Consider the following 17,201-nt stretch of genomic DNA (forward strand, 5'->3'; position numbering starts at 1 on the left):
CTCGTTCAGGTCCCTTGCGCTCATCTCAATTGTAAGGGTGCCGGCGCGCGATGGGCGCGCCTCCGGGCGGCGTGCGCGAGCGGGCGGGGGAGGGCAGAAGACGTCAAAAAACCGACCGATGCCCCCGGACCCCTTATCTCCTTCAGGTCGTTTTCATACAAAGGACGAGAAGGACGGGCCGCCAGAGGGGCGGACCCATGCACGAGGGAACAAGGGAAGGAGAACGCATGCTCGAGATCAACATGGACGACGTGCTCGCCGTGCTGCAGTCGGTCGCGCCGCAGCTCGTCGTCATCGCGATCGCGCTGGTGGCGGCCATTGTGGTCACGGTCGTCGTGGCGCGCATGGCGGAGGGGAGGCGCAAGCTCGCCCGCTCGCTCACGTGGATCGCGGCCGTGGCCGTGGTCGCGGGCTCGGTGAACGCGATGCTCCTGGGGCCGCTCAACAGCGCTGTCACCATGGCCACCGCCGAGCGCCACGAGCTTTCGCAGGACACCATCGACAGGACCAACCAGCTTGCCGTGGACATCGAGTCCGAGGGCATCACCCTGCTTCAGAACAGCGAGGACCTGCTCCCGATGGAGCCGGGCAACGTGAACGTCTTTGGCTGGGCGTCCACCAACCCCATCTATGGCGGCACGGGCTCCGGCTCGCTCTCCGACGCCTATGAGACGTTGACGCTGCTCGACAGCCTGGAGATGGCCGGCTTCACCACCAACGAGGAGCTCACGAACTTCTACACGGACTACTCGACCGAGCGCGGCGTCATCGCCGTCACCGCGGCGGACTGGACGCTGCCCGAGCCGCCGGCGAGCACCTACACCGATGAGCTCATGGCCGACGCGCGCGACTTCTCCGACACCGCGATCGTGGTCATCGGGCGCGTGGGCGGCGAGGGCCTCGACCTGCCCACCGACATGGGCGCCGAGGGCGTCACCTACACCAACAACTCCACGGAGTACGCCGACTTCGAGGCAGGCCAGCACTACCTCGAGCTCAGCCGCACCGAGCGCGACATGCTCGACCTCGTGTGCGAGAACTTCGACAACGTGGTCCTCGTCTACAACGGCGCCAACGCCTTCGAGATGGGCTTCCTTGCGGACTACCCCGAGATCAAGAGCGTGCTGTGGGCGCCGCACCCCGGCCAGGCCGGCTTCGAGGCGCTGGGCTCGGTCCTCACCGGCGCGGTGAACCCGTCCGGCAAGACGTCCGACACGTTCCTCTATGACCTCACCCAGGCCCCCACGTGGAACAACTTCGGCGCCTTCCAGTACGACAACGTGAGCGAGTTCGAGGTCGAGAGCGCCCGCGGCATCCGCTCCCCCAAGTTCGTGAACTACGTCGAGGGCATCTACGTGGGCTATCGCTTCTGGGAGACGGCGGACGACGAGGGGCTCGTCGACTACGAGGCGAGCGTCCAGTACCCGTTTGGCTACGGCCTCAGCTACACCACGTTCAGCCAGGAGATGGGTCCCGCGAGCTTTGACGGGGACACGGTGAGCTTTGACGTCACCGTCACCAACACGGGCGACGTGGCGGGCAAGGATGTGGTCGAGGCCTACGTGAACCCGCCCTACACCAATGGCGGCATCGAGAAGGCCACGGCCAACCTCGTGGCGTACGAGAAGACCGCCCTCCTCGAGCCCGGCGAGTCCCAGACCGTCACCATCAGCTTCGAGGATGACGACATGGCCTCCTACGACTACGAGGGCGCTCGCGCCTACGTGCTCGAGGCCGGCGACTACGTGGTCTCCATCAACTCGGACTCCCACACCGTCATCTCCGAGCAGACGGTGAGCGTGCCCGAGACCATCACCTACGACACCGAGGACAACACCCACAACGGCGACCTCCGGGTGGCGACCAACGTCTTCGACGACGCCAACGGCGACCTCGAGTACCTCTCGCGCGAGGATGGCTTTGCCAACTACGCCGAGGCCACGGCCGCCCCGACGAACTACTCCATGTCAGACGAGTACAAGGCCACGTTCTACAACAACGGCAACTACGATCCCACGGAGTTCGACAACCCCGACGACGAGATGCCCGTGACGGGCGCCGACAACGGGCTGCGCCTCATCGACCTGCGTGGCGTCGCCTACGACGACCCGCAGTGGGACGCCCTTCTCGACCAGCTGACCGTGGACGAGATGAACACCCTCATCGCCAACGGTGGCTACCAGAACGCCGCGGTTGACTCCATCCGCAAGATCCGTCTGTCCGACGTCGACGGCCCGGCCGCCCTGAGGGACAACTTCACCGGCGTGAGCTCGATCGGCCTGCCGTCCAACGTGTCCCTCGCGTGCTCGTGGAACAAGGAGCTCGCCTACGAGTTCGGCGTGGCGATCGGCGACATGGCGCACGAGATGGAGGTCTCCGGCTGGTACGCCCCCTCCATTAACATCCACCGCTCCGCCTTTGGCGGCCGCAACTTCGAGTACTTCTCGGAGGACCCGGTGCTCACGGGCACGCTCGCGGCGCAGCAGGTGCTCGGCGCCGACTCCCGCGGCGTCTATGCCTTCACCAAGCACTTCGCGCTCAACGAGCAGGAGACCGAGCGCAACGGCCAGCTCTGCACCTGGGCGAACGAGCAGTCCATCCGTGAGATCTACCTCCGCCCGTTCGAGGAGGTCGTGAAGGCCGACGTGAGCGTCCAGGCCATGATGGGGTCGTTTAACTACATCGGCAACACCTACGCAAGCGCCCACCTCGGGCTCAACCAGACCGTCCTGCGTGACGAGTGGGGCTTCGAGGGCATGGTCGAGACGGACTACTTCTCCGGCTTCAACTATGGCTACCAGAACGCCGACCAGCTCATCCGCGGCGGCACCGACATCATGCTCGCCTCCACCGAGACGACGAACAACGTGGAGGACCAGAGCGCCACGGCGGTCATCCAGATGCGCCGCGCCGCTCACAACATCCTCTACACGGCGGTCAACAGCTGGCGCTACGCCGATGGCGACCCGGCCGCCGTCACGCCTGCGTGGCAGATCGCGACCTACGCGGCCGACGTCGTGCTCGGCGTGGCGCTCGTGGGCCTCGGCGTCGTCGCCGTGAGGCGCTACTCGGCGCGCAAGGCCTCGTAGGCGCTCCCCCATACGCACGCGAGGGGGCGGCCCGGCCCTTCTCCCCGGCTCACTGCGCCGCGCGCAGGAGTCGCCGGGCGAGAAGGACCGGGCCGCCCCGCCTGCCTAGCCGCACCTCGCCGACCGGCGGGGCCAAGAGGGGGTCGAAGTTCTGTAGATTGTGGGCGAGAAGAACGCGGAGCTAATGTGTTATGGCAGGTCAGCCCCTTGCGTGCGGCCGACACTTATGAGTGTCGGCCGCAATGTACAGAAGTTTGGGTGCTTCATCGTGCGGGCTTATCGAGAAGGGTGGGCCGCTCGCGGTCGGGTGGCGGCCGCTGGCTGAAGTGACACGAGGCTGACGCCGACCGTCGGATTCCGCGCGCTTTGGCAGGCGGCGGACGTAAGCTGCGCACCAAGCCCTTCATGAAATGAATTATCAAATCAGATGGTTCGCCTGTGGCTGAGAGAGCCAAGACGTCGGCGCGGCAGCGTGATAGGCTCCGCGCATGGAGACCATCATCTGCGACATATCGGCTTTTCAGTACTGGCGCATCCCTCCTGTCGTGCGCCTGCTCACGGAGGCGCCGCCCGACGACCCCCTGCTGCTCAACCTCGTGGACGGTGAGGAGCTGGAGCGGCTGAGGGCGGGCAGCGCGGAGCTCCCCCTCGCGCGCGCCTGCTGGGCGTCAGGCGCGCGCTGGCGGGCGGCGGGCCCCGCCTCCCATGAGATCAGACGTGTGGCCGGGAGGCTCGCGGCGGGTCTGGACGGCCCGATTGACGTGCTTGTCACAAGGCGCACGCAGAGCCGACGCGCAACGCTCGTCCGGCCACGGGTCTGGGCCTCAGGTGTGCCGGAAAGCGAGCTCAGGCGCGTAGATGACGCGGTTCGTGTGGTCTCTCCGGCGTTTTCTCTGCTCCAGCTGGCCGCGCGGACAAACCTCACAAGGACGGTGCTCCTTGCGTCCGAGCTCTGTGGGACCTTTGCCGTCTTTGTCACGCCCGACTGCGCGCGCGAGGTGCTGCAGGGGCTGGTGGAGCGCCGACGACTCCCGCGCATAGACGGCTGGTCCCCGTGCCTTGATGAGAACGGTCTGATAACCGACCTCTGGTCAAGGCGACCGCTTGCGTCGCCCGAGGGGCTGCTGTCCCTGGCGGAGCACGCGGAGGCCCGGAACGGTCGTGCTCGGCTCGCCGAGGCGGCGCGGCTCGTGATCCCAGGCGCGGCGTCGCCGTTTGAGGTGAGGACCGGGGTGCTACTGGGTTTCCCCCGGTCGCGCGGGGGAGAGGGGCACACGGGCTTCTCGCACAACAGACGCGTTGCGCTCACGCCCGAGGCGCGGCGGCTTGCCGGACGCGCGTCCTGCTACTGCGACCTCTACTGGGACGAGGGGGTCGACGTTGAGTGCCCCAGTGCGCTCGCGCACGGAAGTGCCGCCGGCTATCTCTCCGACTCGGACCGCACGACCGCACTGGGGCTCATGGGGATCGCGGTCGTGCCGGTCACGTATCCACAGATTACATCCGAGGCGCACCTCCACGCGCTCTCCAAGGCCGTTGCCCGGCAGCGCGGCATGGAATGGCGCCCGCCAACAGACCATCAGCGCGCGCTCGCGGCGCGCCTGCGTGCCGAGGTGCTTGCTGACTGGGGCGCCCTCCCGTTTGTATGAGGCCCCTCCCCAGAGGCCCCAAACTTCTGTATATTGTGGGCGAGAAGAGCGTGAAGCCGCTGCGTTATCGCAGGTCAGCGCTTTGCGCGCGGCCGACACTTATAAGCGTCGGCTGCAAAGTACAGAAGTTCGGGGGCTTTGGCGCCGGTGCGGGGCCGCAGTGGGGCCACAGCGGAGCGCTCTGCTCCGGAAATCACGCAAGCGGGCGCAGAGAGGCCCGCTCGGCTGAGAAGGCCCGCGTTCCATAGGGCGTCTCAAGGACGGCGCGGCCCCAGGCGTCGATGGTGGCGAGGCGTCCCGTGCAGAGCGCGTCGCCGGCGGGGGAGAGCGCCACGACCGACTCCCCGAGCCAGGCGAGATGTGCGAGGTAGTCGTCGAGGACAGGCGTGAGCGGACCGTCCTTCTCGACAAGCGCTCTGATGCTCGCGGTCCAGGCGTCGCAGCGTTCGCACAGGCGCGCGCGCAGCCCCTGCGCAAGCGCCGGGAGGGTCACCTGCACGCCGAGCTCCTCAAGGCAGGTGGCGCCAAGTCCCCGCGGGGCGCGCTCAACGTTGACGCCGATGCCGCACGCGGCGAACGTCTCTCCGCGTGAATCGCGCGCCGCCTCGACGAGGATCCCGCTGATCTTGCGTCCCCGGGCGAGAAGGTCGTTGGGCCACTTGAGCAGAACGTCTGTGGTGCCCAGGGCCGAGAGCGCCTCGAGCGCTCCCAGGCCACAGACGGCGGCGAGCCCAGAGAGGCGCTCCGGGCCCACGTTGGGCCGCAGCACCACGGAGAGGTAGAGGTTGCCCGCAGGGGAGTCCCACGCGTGCCCTCGTCGCCCGCGTCCCGCGGTCTGGCGTCGCGCGGCGACCGCGAGCCCGTGCGCCGCCCCGGCCCTGCCAAGGGAAAGCGCCTCGTCGTTCGTGGAGCCAACTTCGTCGAGCACGCGAATCTCGGTTTCGTTTTCCATACGCTCTCCCGACCGTTTCCCCCGTTTGCGGCAGGTGTCCGAATGGAACGCGCGCGTGTGGAGGTATCGTGGCAAAATGATAGGGCATGGAAATGACGACGTTGCGTCGCATCCTGAATTGCTAGCCTACCAAAGAGATGTTGACGCGTTAACAACAGGGCGAGGCAGGAGGCGAGAAGATGGGATTCCGCATTCTGGGCACGGGCTCGGCGCTTCCGGCGCGCTCCGTTACCAACGACGACCTCTCGGAGTTCCTAGATACCTCTGACGAGTGGATCTTCCCCCGGACCGGCATCAGGAGCCGTCGCATCTGCACCTCCGAGTCGCTTGACGACCTTGCGTGCGAGGCGAGCCGCGGCGCCCTCGAGGCGGCCGGCGTCACGCCTGACCAGCTTGACCTCATCATCTGCTCCACGACGAGCGGGGACCACCTCATTCCCGCCGAGGCCTGCGCCATCGCCGAGCGCCTCGGCGCGACGTGCCCGGCCTTCGACGTGTCGGCGGCCTGCGCGGGCTTCGTCTTTGCCCTCGACGTCGCGGACGGATACTTCGCGCGCGGCCGCGCGGAGCGCGTGCTCGTCGTCGCGGCGGAGAAGATGAGCCGTCTCGTGGACTGGGAGGACCGCGCCACGTGCGTCCTCTTCGGCGACGGGGCCGCCGCGGCGGTTCTGTCCGCGGGCGGCCAGAACCCGCTCGCCATGCGCCTCGAGACCGAGCCGTCCGTGGAGATCCTCCACGTGCCCGGCATCGGGGGCAGCTCGCCCTACGACGCGACCGAGCATCCCGCAAGCAGCCTCTCCATGGAGGGGCGCCGCGTCTTCAAGTTCGGGGTGAACGCCATCTGCACCTCGGTGACCGAGCTCGCGCGCGAGGCGGGCGTGGCCGTCGAGGACATCGACCACTTCGTCTTCCATCAGGCCAACGAGCGCATCCTGTCGTCTGCCGTCGCCCGGCTGGGCCTCGATGACGAGAAGGTCGTGCGCTCGCTTGCGGAGACCGGCAACATCTCGAGCGCATGCGTGCCGCTCGCCCTCGACCGGCTCGTCCGCTCAGGCCAGCTCGGGCCCGGCCAGCTCGTCGCCCTCGTTGGCTTCGGGGCTGGCCTCGACACGGGTGCCTGCCTGCTCCGCTGGGAGTAGGTCGCACATATCCGTCCATTGGCGCGCCCGACCGGGCGCACGGAACAAAGGAGAACACCATGGCAGATCAGAGCACCTTCGACCGCGTCTGCGCGATCGTCCGCGAGCAGGGCGGCCTCGATGACGTCGAGCTCACCGCCGAGACCACGCTCGCCGAGGTTGGCCTGGACAGCCTGGCCACCGTCGAGGCCGTCATGGCCTGCGAGGACGAGTTCGGCATCGAGATTGACGCCGAGTCCAACCCCACCACCATCGGCGAGTTCGTCGAGATGGTCGACGCCCTCCTGGAGAACTAGCCATGCTGCGCACCCCCATCTGTGACCTTCTCGGCATCGAGAAGCCCGTCTTCCAGGGCGGCATGGCCTGGATCGCCGACGCCTCCCTCGCCGCCGCGGTCTCCGAGGCCGGCGGCCTCGGCATCATCGCGGCCATGAACGCCAACGCCGACTGGCTGCGCGACCAGATCCACGAGCTTCGCGAGAAGACCGACAAGCCCTTCGGCGTGAACGTCATGCTCATGAGCCCGTTTGCGGACGAGGTCGCCCAGGTCGTCATCGACGAGCACGTGCCCGTGGTCGTCACCGGCGCCGGCAACCCCACCAAGTACATGAAGGCCTGGAACGCGGCCGGCATCAAGGTCATCCCCGTGGTGGCCTCCGTCGCCATGGCAAGGCTCGTCCAGCGTGCCGGCGCCGTGGCCGTGGTGGCCGAGGGCACCGAGTCCGGCGGCCACATCGGCGAGACCACCACGATGGCCCTCGTGCCTCAGGTCGTGGACGCCGTGAAGATCCCCGTCATCGCCGCCGGCGGCATCGCCGACGGGCGCGGGGTCGCCGCCGCCCTCATGCTCGGCGCCGTGGGAGTCCAGGTGGGGACGCGCTTCCTCGTGGCGGAGGAGTGCACCGTGTCCGACAAGTACAAGGACATGGTCCTCAAGGCCAACGACATTGCCACGCGCGCCACCGGCCGCTCCACCGGGCACCCGGTCCGCGCCCTCAAGAACCCGTTCTCCAACAAGTACGCCCAGATGGAGTCTGCGGGCGCGCCCGAGGAGGAGCTCAACGCCTTTGGCACCGGCGCCCTGCGCAAGGCCGCCAAGGAGGGCGACTACGAGAACGGCAGCTTCCTCTGCGGCCAGATCGCCGGCATGGTGAAGGAGCGCCAGAGCGCGCTTGAGATTGTCGACGACCTCGTGAACGGCGCCGAAAAGGTCCTGGCAGGAGCGACGCAATGGGTAAGGTAGCCTTCCTCTTCGCCGGCCAGGGCGCCCAGCACCCCGGCATGTGCGCCGACCTCATCGAGTCAGAGCCCGCTGCCAAGGCCGTCTTCGACATGGCCGACGCGGTGCGCCCCGGCACCACCGATCAGTGCCTCTCCGGGACGAAGGAGGAGCTGGCACAGACCATCAACACGCAGCCCTGCGTCTTTGCCGCCGACCTTGCGTGCGCCCGCGCGCTCGTCGCGCGCGGCGTGACGCCGGACGTGGTGGCGGGCTTCTCGCTCGGCGAGGTCGCCGCGCTCACCTTTGCCGGCGCCTACTCTGACGAAGAGGGCTTCGAGCTCGTGTGCCGCCGCGCCGAGCTCATGGCAGACGCTGCCGAGAAGAACCCCGGCGCCATGCGCGCCGTCGTGAAGCTCGACGCCACTACGGTCGAGCGCCTTGCCTCCGAGGCGGGAGACGCGTGGCCCGTGAACTACAACAGCCCGCTCCAGACCGTCGTCGCGGGTACGCCGGAGGCCTGCGAGAGGCTTGACCTTCTCGTCAAGGAGGCCAAGGGCCGCGCGATGAAGGTCGCCGTCTCGGGCGCCTTCCACAGCCCGTTCATGGCGGATGCCGAGCGCGGCCTTGCCGCGTACCTCGCGGACGGCCACGCCCCGGCGCAGCCGTCCGTGACCGTGCTGGCCAACCGCACGGGCGAGGCCTACCCGGCCGATGAGGCGGCCCGCGTCGAGCTGCTCTCCGGCCAGGTGGCAAACCCCGTCCAGTGGGTCCGCACCCTGCAGAACATGGCCGCCGACGGCGTCGACACCTTCGTCGAGGTCGGTCCCGGCAAGACCCTCACGGGCCTCGTCTCCCGCACGCTTGAAAACGTCACGGCCCTGCCGTGCGAGACCGTCGAGCAGCTCGAGGCGGTTCTCGCCGCGCTTTCCGAGAAGGGGGAGTAGCCATGGCCGCTGCCAAGACCGGAACCATCGAGCGCGACGCCGAGCGTCGCGTCGCCCTCGTGACCGGCGCGTCGCGCGGCATCGGCCGCGCCATCGCCGAGGGGCTTGCCGCCGACGGCTTTGACCTCGCGCTCGTCTATGCGGGCAACGAGGCGGCGGCCGCCGAGGCAGTCGCCGCCTGCGAGGAGGTCGGCGCCACGGTGCGCGCCTATCGCTGCGACGTCTCTGACGCCGAGGCCGTCAAGGCGACGGTGGACGCGGTTCTCGCCGACTTCGGGAGCGTCTGGGCCCTCGTCAACAACGCGGGCGTCACCCGCGACGGCCTGCTCGTGCGCATGAGCGACGAGGACTTCTCCCGCGTGATTGACGTCAATCTCAAGGGTGCCTTCCACACCACGCGCGCCCTGACGCGCTCCTTCATGCGCCAGCGCGGCGGTCGCATCGTGAACATGGCATCCGTCGTGGGCCTCATGGGCAACGCCGGCCAGGCCAACTACGCCGCGTCCAAGGCGGGCCTCATCGGCCTCACCAAGTCCGTGGCGCGAGAGCTCGCGCCGCGCGGCGTGACGGTGAACGCCATCGCGCCCGGCTTCGTGGAGACGGACATGACGGCGGTTCTCGCCGAGGGCGTCGTCGAGAGCTACGAGAAGCAGATTCCGCTCGGGCGCCTGGCCAGCGCGGACGAGATTGCCGCCGTAACCCGCTTCCTGGTGAGTGACGCCGCGTCCTACGTGACCGGCGAGGTCATCCGCGTCGACGGCGGCATGGCAATGTAACTGGCACGCGTGCAAAAGGGACAGTCACTTTTGCACGCCCACATGACAGACGTGCAAAAGTGACTGTCCCTTTTGCACGCGTTGGGAGTTGAGATGGAGCACAGGGTAGCAATCACCGGCATCGGCGCCGTTACGCCGCTTGGAAACACTGCCAAGGAGACGTGGGAGGGCATGGTTGCCGGTCGCTGCGGCATCGGCCCCATCACCCACTTTGACACCGAGGCGTTCAAGGTCAAGGTCGCCGCCGAAGTCAAGGACTTCAACGGCGCCGAGCTCCTGGGCAAGCAGGAGGCGGCGCACCTCGACCTCTACTCCCAGTACGCGCTCGTCGCCTCCGACGAGGCCATGGCCGACTCCGGCCTCGATGCCGAGGGATCGATCGACCGCGAGCGCCTGGGCGTCTACGTGGGCTCCGGCACGGGTGGCATCAACGCCTTCGCCGACAACTGCCACACCATCGCCGAGCGCGGCCCGCGTCGCGCTTCCCCGTTCATGATCACGATGATGATCGCCAACATGGCGACGGGCAACATCGCCATCCGCCACAAGGCCCTTGGCCCCACCCTGCCCGTCGTGACCGCCTGCGCCACGTCCGCGCACGCCGTGGGGGAGGCCTTCCGCGCGATCAAGCACGGCTATGCCGACGCCATTCTCGCCGGCGGTGCCGAGGCAGCGATCATGCCCGAGTCCATCGCCGGCTTCACGAGCTGCCGCGCCCTCACGACCAACCCGGATCCCGCCACCGCGTGCCGCCCGTTCGACGCGGAGCGCAACGGCTTTGTCATGGGCGAGGGCGCCTGCGTGCTCGTCCTCGAGGAGTGGGAGCACGCTGTTGCGCGCGGCGCCCACATCTACGCGGAGGTCGTTGGCTACGGCAACACCGACGATGCCTACCACATCACCTCTCCCGACCCGGAGGCGGCGGGCATCACGCGCGCCATCAAGCTCGCCGTGGAGGAGGGCGGCGTGAAGCCCGAGGAGGGCCTCTACATCAACGCGCACGGCACCTCGACCAAGCTCAACGATGCGTCTGAGACCCTCGGCTTCAAGCAGGCCCTCGGCGAGGAGGCCGCGCGTGCCGCGCACGTCTCCTCGACCAAGTCAATGACCGGCCACATGATCGGGGCCACCGGTGCCGTCGAGGCCATGGCCTGCGCCCTCGCCCTCGAGAACGGGGTCGTCCCGCCCACGATCAACTATCACACGCCCGACCCGGCGTGCGACCTCGACTACACGCCCAACGAGGCGGTGGAGTGCGAGCTCACCTGGGCCCTCTCCACCAACCTCGGATTTGGCGGCCACAACGCCGCGCTGGCGCTGCGCGCCGTGGAGAGGAGCTAACGATGGACTCTGCGAAGATCTCCCAGATTGCTGACATCATGAGGGACTACGGCCTCTCGCGCGTGCGCGTCGAGGAGCCCGACGGCTCCGCGGTCGAGCTCGAGTGCGGCGGCGTCGCGCCCGCCCCGGCGGCGCCTGTCACGCCTGCCCCCGCGCCCTCGCCTGGCGCCGAACCCTTCGTGCGCGTGGGCTCCAAGGTCAAGAAGGGCGAGACCCTCTGCGTCATCGAGGCCATGAAGGTCATGAACGAGGTCACCGCCGAGGCCGACGGCGAGATCGTCGACATCTGCGTGAAGGACGGCGACCTCGTGGAGTATGGCTGCTGCCTCATGAAGATCTACTAGGTGGAAAAGGGACAGTCCCTTTTCCACGTTGGGAGCTGAGAAGATGAACAAGGAAGAGCTCAAGGACCTGCTTCCCCATCGCGAGCCGATGCTTCTGCTCGACGAGGCGGAGGTCGTCGACGGCGAGGCCCACGGCAAGATCACCATCACCGGTGACGAGTTCTTCGTCCAGGGACACTTCCCCGGAAACCCCATCGTTCCGGGCGTGATTCAGTGCGAGATGCTCGCGCAGAACTGCTGCGTCCTTCTTGCCGACGACCTTGCCGCCAAGGGCGCCACGCCCATGTACACGAGCCTCGACAAGGTCCGCTTCAAGCATCCCGTGCGCCCCGGCGACACGGTGGAACTCACGTGCCGCATCACCAGGAGCCGCGGGCCCTTCCGCTTTGCCACGGGAGAGGCTCGCGTGAACGGCGAGCTCTGCTGCCAGGCGGAGATGTCCTTCGCGCTCATGTAGCGGCCTGCCGTGCAAAAGGGACAGTCACTTTTGCACGGCACTTGGCATTTGAAGAGAGCGCCGTGCAAAAGTGACTGTCCCTTTTGCACGGTGCGCCAGGAGGCAACGATGTTCGACAAGATTCTCATTGCGAACCGCGGCGAGATCGCGGTCCGCGTGATTCGCGCCTGCAAGGAGATGGGCGTCAAGACCGTTGCCGTGTACTCCACGGCCGATGCCGAGGCGCTGCACGTCGCCCTCGCCGACGAGGCCTACTGCATCGGCGGCCCGCGCCCGGCGGACAGCTACCTCAACGAGGACGCCATCCTCACCGTGGCCCTGCAGTCCGGCGCCAAGGCCATCCACCCCGGCTACGGGTTCTTCTCGGAGAACTCGCACTTCGCTCGCGAGTGCCAGAAGTGCGGCCTCGTGTTCATCGGCCCCGACCCGGACGTCATCGACCGCATGGGCGACAAGGACAACGCGCGCCGCACCGCGCGCGAGGCCGACGTTCCCATCGTTCCGGGCTGCGACCTGCTCAAGGATGCGGACGAGGCGGTCCGCGAGGCGGGGCGCATCGGGTGCCCCGTGCTCATCAAGGCCCGCTCGGGCGGCGGTGGCCGCGGCATACGCAAGGTGGAGGACCCCGCCGACGCCGGCAAGGCCTTCACCGAGGCGCACGCTGAGGCCGAGGCGGCCTTCGGCGACGGCGAGTGCTACATGGAGAAGTTCGTCTCCCCGGCCCACCATGTGGAGGTGCAGGTCCTCGCCGACGCCCACGGCAACGCGGTCTCGCTCGGCGAGCGCGAGTGCTCCGTCCAGCGCCGCAACCAGAAGCTCGTTGAGGAGAGCCCGGCGCCGTGCCTGGACGCCCATCCCGGCGTCCGCGAGCGCATGCACAAGGCCGCACGCGACCTCACGCGCGCCGTGGGCTACGTGGGCGTGGGCACGATAGAGTTCCTCTTCGCCGACGACGGCAACTTCTACTTCATGGAGATGAACACGCGCCTGCAGGTGGAGCACCCGGTCACCGAGTTCGTGAGCGGCGTCGACCTCGTCAAGTGGCAGCTGCGCGTGGCGGCGGGGGCCGAGCTGCCCTTCTCGCAGGACGACATCTCCATTCAGGGGCATGCCATCGAGTGCCGCATCAACGCCGAGACGCCGGAGTTCCTCCCGTCGTGCGGCGACGTCACGATGCTGCACGTCCCCGGCGGGCCGCAGGTCCGGTTTGACTCCGCGCTCTACGTGGGGGCCGTGGTGCCGCCGTACTACGACTCGCTCCTCGGCAAGCTCATCGTCTGCTCGTCGACCCGCGAGGAGGCCATCCGCAAGATGCGCTCCGCCCTCGGCGAGCTCGTGGTCGACGGCGTGGCCGAGAACAGCGAGCTGCATCTCGACATCCTTGCCAACCCCGAGTTCGTCTCGGGGAACTACCACACCAACCTGATGGAGCACCTCTATGAGTAAGCGAGAGAAGAGCGTCAACGCCCTCGAGGGGCCGATAACCGAGGTGTCGGCGGAGTTCCCCGAGCGCCACATCCTCGTCAAGTGCCCCGGATGCCGCAGGGTGATCGACCAGTCCAAGTTTGACGAGAACCTCGACGTGTGCCCCCGCTGCGGGCGCCACCTGCGCGTCTCCGGGCGCAAGCGCATGCGCATGACGGTGGATGCCGGGACCTTCGAGGAATGGGACCGCGAGCTCGCCGCCACGGACTTCCTGGAGTTTCCCGGCTATGTCGACAAGCTCGAGGCGGCGCGCGAGAAGAGCCACGAGAACGATGCCGTGGTCTGCGGCCGCGGAAAGATCGGCGGCCATGACGCGGCGCTGTTCTTCATGAACGCGGAGTTCATGATGGGCTCGATGGGATCGGTCGTGGGCGAGAAGATCACGCGTGCCTTCGAGCGCGCCACGGAGCTCGGCCTGCCGGTCGTGGGCTTCACCGTCTCCGGTGGCGCCCGCATGCAGGAGGGCACAACCTCGCTCATGCAGATGGCGAAGGTCTCCGCCGCAGTGCGCCGGCACTCCGAGGAGGGGCTGTTCTACCTGACCGTGCTCACCGACCCCACCACCGGCGGCGTGACGGCGAGCTTTGCCATGGAGGGCGACGTCATCCTCGCCGAGCCGGGCGCGCTCGTCGGCTTTGCCGGCCCGCGCGTGGTGGAGCAGACCACGCACAAGAAGCTCCCCGCCGGCTTCCAGCGCTCCGAGTTCCTGCTCGAGCACGGATTCTGCGACCTCATCGTGGAGCGCAAGGACATGGTGGCCACCATCGCCGAGCTTCTCGCCCTGCACGAGGGCAAGGCTCCGGCCCCGGGCGCTCCGCACGCGCTGACGCACGAGGAGCCCCGCCGCGGTCGGGGCGTGCGCCCCAAGCGCGTCGCCGAGCCCGAGAGCGCCTACGACATCGTCAAGCTCACGCGCTCCACGGAGCGCGCGACCGCCCTCGAGCTGCTTGAGCGCGGGTGGGACGGCTTCGTCGAGCTTCACGGCGACCGCCTCTTCGCCGACGACGCCGCCATCGTGGCGGGCATCGGCTGGAGGGGAGGGCGCGTGATGACCGTCATCGCCATCGAGCGGGGCAGCTCAACCAAGGAGCGCGTGCGCCGCAACTTCGGCATGGCGCATCCCGAGGGCTACCGCAAGGCGCTGCGCCTCATGCGCCAGGCCGAGAAGTTCGGCCGGCCCGTGGTCTGCCTCGTCGACACCTCGGGCGCCTACTGCGGCATCGGCGCCGAGGAGCGCGGTCAGGGCGAGGCCATCGCGGCCAACCTCGTCGCAATGAGCGGCCTTAGGGTGCCGATAGTGAGCGCGGTGGTGGGCGAGGGCGGCTCGGGCGGCGCGCTGGGGCTTGCCGTGGCCGACCGCGTCTACATGCTCGGCAGCGCGGCGTACTCGGTCGTGAGCCCCGAGGGCTGCGCCTCGATCCTCTGGAAGGACCCCAAGCGCGCCGACGATGCCGCCGCCGCCCTGCACATCACCGCCGAGGACCTCACCGAGCTCGGTCTCGTGGATGGAGTGATCAACGACATCGGGCTCACCCACACCGAGATCGCCCACGACCTCGTGCGTGAGGTGGAGCTTGCCCTGGACGAGCTGGGCCAGCTCGACGCCGACCAGCTCGTGGGCCTTCGCTACGACAAGTTCCGCGCGATGGGAGGGGATAGGATATGCTCGCGCTCGTAACTGACTCCACCTGCGGCCTGACGCGTGTCGAGGCCGATGAGCTGGGCGTCATCGTGCTCCCCATGACCTACTCCGTCGACGGCGTCCGCTACTCGGAGGCGCCCGTCGGAGAGAACGGCGATTACGGCTCGCTCATCTCGGCCGGCTCCCGCGTCGAGACCGAGGCCGTCCACCCGTCCGCCTTCGAACGCGTCTTCCGCGAGCGTCTCGCCGCGGGCGACGACGTTCTCTGCGTCACGATCTCGTCACGCCTTTCTGGCACGTTCCGCAGTGCCGAGGAGGCTGCCGCCGCGGTCGACCCGAGCGGCAAGCGCGTGGCCGCGTTCGACTCATGGAACACCGCGGGCGCGCTCGAGTTCCTCGTCCGACGCGCGCACGAGCTCGCGGCCGGGGGCTGCTCGCTCTCCGAGGTCGTCGCCGGCCTTGCCGAGGCCCGGCGCGGCACCCGCATCGTCTTCAGCGTGCCCGACATGGGGGCGCTCTTCAGAAGCGGCAGGCTCGGCGCCATCCGCCGCGCCGTGGCAACCAAGCTCAACCGCTATCCCGTCATGACCCTTCATGAGGGGGGAATCGAGAAGTACGGCGACGGGCGCGGCGCGCGCGGCATGGCGGCCGCCATGGTGCGCCGCGCGCCGGAGGGGAGTCGCGAGCTCGTGGTGTCGCACTTCGGGCCGCGCGGCGTCGAGGCGCGCGAGGTGTTTCTCGCCGCGCGCTCCCGCTTCCCCGAGGCCCGCGTGCGCGTGAAGGACGGCGGCCCGGTGCTCGCAAAGCACCTCGGCCTCGGAGCCGTGGGACTCTCCTGGGCGTAAGCGTTCCCAGGGCCGACGGGTGCGCTTCTCCCCACGTCGGGGGCACCCGCACTCATGAGTGCGGGCATCAAGTGCGGGCACAAGTGCCGAGAAGGACCATCGAGTGCGAGGTTCTTCTCGGCATTTGTCGTTGAGTGCGGGCATCCGGTGCGCCGGGGGACCGCACTCGTGAGCGCGCGCATCGAGTGCGGCGGCGCCCCGCCCCGCCCCTCGGCGCGTGCCGGCCCCTCCGTTCTTCTCGCCAGCGCGTGAACGTACGGTGAAGAATGGATACGCCCGGGACCGTGGCGTTTTGACAACAGCCATGCATGCGCGTAATGTTCATCGTCGCGTCAATCCGGGGCAGAGGTGCTGCTCGGCCCTTGAATACGAGAAAAACGGCACGTCGATAGTATAGAAGGAGAGAGCTTTGCCTACTATCAACCAGCTGGTCCGCAAGGGCCGCATGAGCGTCAAGGCCAAGTCCAAGAACGCCGCCCTGCAGCACAACCCCCAGAAGCGCGGCGTCTGCACCCGCGTCTTCACCACCACCCCGAAGAAGCCGAACTCCGCCCTTCGTAAGGTCGCCCGTGTGCGCCTCGTGAACGGCATCGAGGTCACCGCCTACATCCCCGGCGAGGGCCACAACCTCCAGGAGCACTCGATCGTCCTCATCCGCGGCGGCCGCGTGCGTGACCTCCCCGGTGTCCGCTACAAGATCATCCGTGGCGCCTACGACTGCGCCGCCGTGCAGAACCGCCAGAAGGCGCGCTCCCGCTACGGCACCAAGCGCCCGAAGTAGTGAACAGCCGCACAATCGTCATCAGATCCGAGGAGATATAACATGCCGCGTCGTGCATCCAAGAACCACCGTCGCGAGGTCCAGCCGGACGCCGTGTACAACAACCGTCTCGTGACCCAGCTCATCAACAAGGTCCTTCTCGACGGCAAGAAGGCCACCGCCGAGCGCATCGTCTACGGTGCCTTTGACATCGTCGCCGAGAAGTCCGGCGAGGATGCCCTCTCCGTCTTCAAGAAGGCCATGGACAACATCCGCCCGACCCTCGAGGTCAAGCCCAAGCGCGTCGGCGGCGCCACCTACCAGGTGCCCATGGAGGTCAACTCCCGCCGCGCCACCACCCTCGCCATCCGCTGGATGGTCAACTTCTCCCGCGCCCGCAAGGAGAAGACCATGGCCGAGCGTCTCGCCAACGAGATCCTCGACGCCTCCAACGGCGTCGGCGCCTCTGTCAAGAAGCGCGAGGACCTCTTCAAGATGGCCGAGGCCAACCGCGCGTTCTCTCACTACCGCTTCTAAGCCGATCCGAGGGAGCTAC

Annotated in this window: 16 protein-coding genes; 15 read left to right on the forward strand and 1 reads right to left on the reverse strand. The window is 68.2% G+C overall.

Features of this window, described 5'->3' with window-relative positions; translation table 11 throughout:
- Positions 1 to 227 precede the first annotated feature (227 nt).
- Together BQ7391_RS02955 and BQ7391_RS02960 are read left to right on the forward strand one after the other, a co-directional pair.
- Entirely contained in the window at positions 228 to 3,089 is a 2,862-nt protein-coding gene (locus BQ7391_RS02955) for a beta-glucosidase (protein WP_075279233.1), read from the forward strand.
- A 488-nt stretch (positions 3,090 to 3,577) separates the two neighbouring features.
- Positions 3,578 to 4,738 (forward strand): hypothetical protein, encoded by a 1,161-nt coding sequence (locus tag BQ7391_RS02960; RefSeq protein ID WP_075279234.1) that lies wholly within the window; start codon positions 3,578 to 3,580, stop codon positions 4,736 to 4,738.
- A 193-nt stretch (positions 4,739 to 4,931) separates the two neighbouring features.
- On the opposite strand, the gene BQ7391_RS02965 is transcribed toward BQ7391_RS02960, so the two are convergent.
- A complete protein-coding gene (locus tag BQ7391_RS02965) occupies positions 4,932 to 5,690 on the reverse strand; it encodes a biotin--[acetyl-CoA-carboxylase] ligase (protein WP_075279235.1) in 759 nt (252 codons plus the stop codon).
- Between the two features lie 179 nt (positions 5,691 to 5,869).
- Between BQ7391_RS02965 and BQ7391_RS02970 the strand changes: the two genes are divergently transcribed.
- The 13 genes from BQ7391_RS02970 (at position 5,870) to rpsG (ending at position 17,182) form a co-directional block, all read left to right on the forward strand.
- Positions 5,870 to 6,829 carry a 3-oxoacyl-ACP synthase III family protein gene (locus BQ7391_RS02970; protein ID WP_075279236.1) on the forward strand — a complete coding sequence of 320 codons (960 nt, stop codon included), beginning with the start codon at positions 5,870 to 5,872 and terminating at the stop codon, positions 6,827 to 6,829.
- Between the two features lie 59 nt (positions 6,830 to 6,888).
- The gene (locus BQ7391_RS02975) at positions 6,889 to 7,125 is read left to right on the forward strand and encodes a phosphopantetheine-binding protein (RefSeq protein WP_075279237.1); all 237 of its coding nucleotides are present in this window, start codon (positions 6,889 to 6,891) and stop codon (positions 7,123 to 7,125) included.
- Between the two features lie 2 nt (positions 7,126 to 7,127).
- Positions 7,128 to 8,072, forward strand: coding sequence for an enoyl-[acyl-carrier-protein] reductase FabK (fabK, locus tag BQ7391_RS02980; RefSeq protein WP_075279238.1), 945 nt, complete (start codon positions 7,128 to 7,130; stop codon positions 8,070 to 8,072).
- On the forward strand, positions 8,060 to 8,995 hold the full coding sequence (locus BQ7391_RS02985; RefSeq protein ID WP_075279239.1) for an ACP S-malonyltransferase: 936 nt from the start codon (positions 8,060 to 8,062) through the stop codon (positions 8,993 to 8,995). The genes fabK and BQ7391_RS02985 overlap by 13 nt, the downstream gene beginning before the upstream one ends.
- Before the next feature lie 2 nt (positions 8,996 to 8,997).
- Complete coding sequence (fabG, locus tag BQ7391_RS02990) at positions 8,998 to 9,771, forward strand: 3-oxoacyl-[acyl-carrier-protein] reductase (RefSeq protein WP_075279240.1); 774 nt, start codon at positions 8,998 to 9,000, stop codon at positions 9,769 to 9,771.
- Between the two features lie 93 nt (positions 9,772 to 9,864).
- Positions 9,865 to 11,112, forward strand: a complete 1,248-nt coding sequence (gene fabF, locus BQ7391_RS02995; RefSeq protein ID WP_075279241.1) for a beta-ketoacyl-ACP synthase II — start codon at positions 9,865 to 9,867, stop codon at positions 11,110 to 11,112.
- A 2-nt stretch (positions 11,113 to 11,114) separates the two neighbouring features.
- Complete coding sequence (locus BQ7391_RS03000; protein ID WP_075279242.1) at positions 11,115 to 11,456, forward strand: acetyl-CoA carboxylase biotin carboxyl carrier protein; 342 nt, start codon at positions 11,115 to 11,117, stop codon at positions 11,454 to 11,456.
- Between the two features lie 43 nt (positions 11,457 to 11,499).
- Positions 11,500 to 11,913, forward strand: coding sequence for a 3-hydroxyacyl-ACP dehydratase FabZ (fabZ, locus tag BQ7391_RS03005; protein WP_075279243.1), 414 nt, complete (start codon positions 11,500 to 11,502; stop codon positions 11,911 to 11,913).
- A gap of 108 nt (positions 11,914 to 12,021) precedes the next feature.
- Positions 12,022 to 13,359 carry an acetyl-CoA carboxylase biotin carboxylase subunit gene (gene accC / locus BQ7391_RS03010; RefSeq protein WP_075279244.1) on the forward strand — a complete coding sequence of 446 codons (1,338 nt, stop codon included), beginning with the start codon at positions 12,022 to 12,024 and terminating at the stop codon, positions 13,357 to 13,359.
- A complete protein-coding gene (accD, locus tag BQ7391_RS03015) occupies positions 13,352 to 15,076 on the forward strand; it encodes an acetyl-CoA carboxylase, carboxyltransferase subunit beta (protein WP_075279245.1) in 1,725 nt (574 codons plus the stop codon). The genes accC and accD overlap by 8 nt, the downstream gene beginning before the upstream one ends.
- Positions 15,061 to 15,885 carry a DegV family protein gene (locus BQ7391_RS03020; RefSeq protein ID WP_075279246.1) on the forward strand — a complete coding sequence of 275 codons (825 nt, stop codon included), beginning with the start codon at positions 15,061 to 15,063 and terminating at the stop codon, positions 15,883 to 15,885. The genes accD and BQ7391_RS03020 overlap by 16 nt, the downstream gene beginning before the upstream one ends.
- Positions 15,886 to 16,294: 409 nt before the next feature.
- On the forward strand, positions 16,295 to 16,666 hold the full coding sequence (gene rpsL, locus BQ7391_RS03025) for a 30S ribosomal protein S12 (protein WP_075279247.1): 372 nt from the start codon (positions 16,295 to 16,297) through the stop codon (positions 16,664 to 16,666).
- Between the two features lie 42 nt (positions 16,667 to 16,708).
- Positions 16,709 to 17,182 carry a 30S ribosomal protein S7 gene (gene rpsG / locus BQ7391_RS03030; RefSeq protein WP_075279248.1) on the forward strand — a complete coding sequence of 158 codons (474 nt, stop codon included), beginning with the start codon at positions 16,709 to 16,711 and terminating at the stop codon, positions 17,180 to 17,182.
- The last annotated feature ends 19 nt before the right edge of the window (positions 17,183 to 17,201 follow it).

This window comes from Thermophilibacter provencensis (genome assembly GCF_900128445.1).
GTDB classification, from domain to species: Bacteria; Actinomycetota; Coriobacteriia; order Coriobacteriales; family Atopobiaceae; genus Thermophilibacter; species Thermophilibacter provencensis.

Coding starts and splice junctions, on each gene's coding strand:
- BQ7391_RS02975 (WP_075279237.1), top strand. CDS start 6,889: ATGGCAGATCAGAGCACCTTCGACCGCGTCTGCGCGATCGTCCGCGAG.
- BQ7391_RS02965 (WP_075279235.1), bottom strand. CDS start 5,690: ATGGAAAACGAAACCGAGATTCGCGTGCTCGACGAAGTTGGCTCCACG.
- accC (WP_075279244.1), top strand. CDS start 12,022: ATGTTCGACAAGATTCTCATTGCGAACCGCGGCGAGATCGCGGTCCGC.
- BQ7391_RS02970 (WP_075279236.1), top strand. CDS start 5,870: ATGGGATTCCGCATTCTGGGCACGGGCTCGGCGCTTCCGGCGCGCTCC.
- fabG (WP_075279240.1), top strand. CDS start 8,998: ATGGCCGCTGCCAAGACCGGAACCATCGAGCGCGACGCCGAGCGTCGC.
- BQ7391_RS02960 (WP_075279234.1), top strand. CDS start 3,578: ATGGAGACCATCATCTGCGACATATCGGCTTTTCAGTACTGGCGCATC.
- rpsG (WP_075279248.1), top strand. CDS start 16,709: ATGCCGCGTCGTGCATCCAAGAACCACCGTCGCGAGGTCCAGCCGGAC.
- fabK (WP_075279238.1), top strand. CDS start 7,128: ATGCTGCGCACCCCCATCTGTGACCTTCTCGGCATCGAGAAGCCCGTC.
- BQ7391_RS02955 (WP_075279233.1), top strand. CDS start 228: ATGCTCGAGATCAACATGGACGACGTGCTCGCCGTGCTGCAGTCGGTC.
- fabF (WP_075279241.1), top strand. CDS start 9,865: ATGGAGCACAGGGTAGCAATCACCGGCATCGGCGCCGTTACGCCGCTT.
- BQ7391_RS03020 (WP_075279246.1), top strand. CDS start 15,061: ATGCTCGCGCTCGTAACTGACTCCACCTGCGGCCTGACGCGTGTCGAG.
- fabZ (WP_075279243.1), top strand. CDS start 11,500: ATGAACAAGGAAGAGCTCAAGGACCTGCTTCCCCATCGCGAGCCGATG.
- accD (WP_075279245.1), top strand. CDS start 13,352: ATGAGTAAGCGAGAGAAGAGCGTCAACGCCCTCGAGGGGCCGATAACC.
- BQ7391_RS03000 (WP_075279242.1), top strand. CDS start 11,115: ATGGACTCTGCGAAGATCTCCCAGATTGCTGACATCATGAGGGACTAC.
- BQ7391_RS02985 (WP_075279239.1), top strand. CDS start 8,060: ATGGGTAAGGTAGCCTTCCTCTTCGCCGGCCAGGGCGCCCAGCACCCC.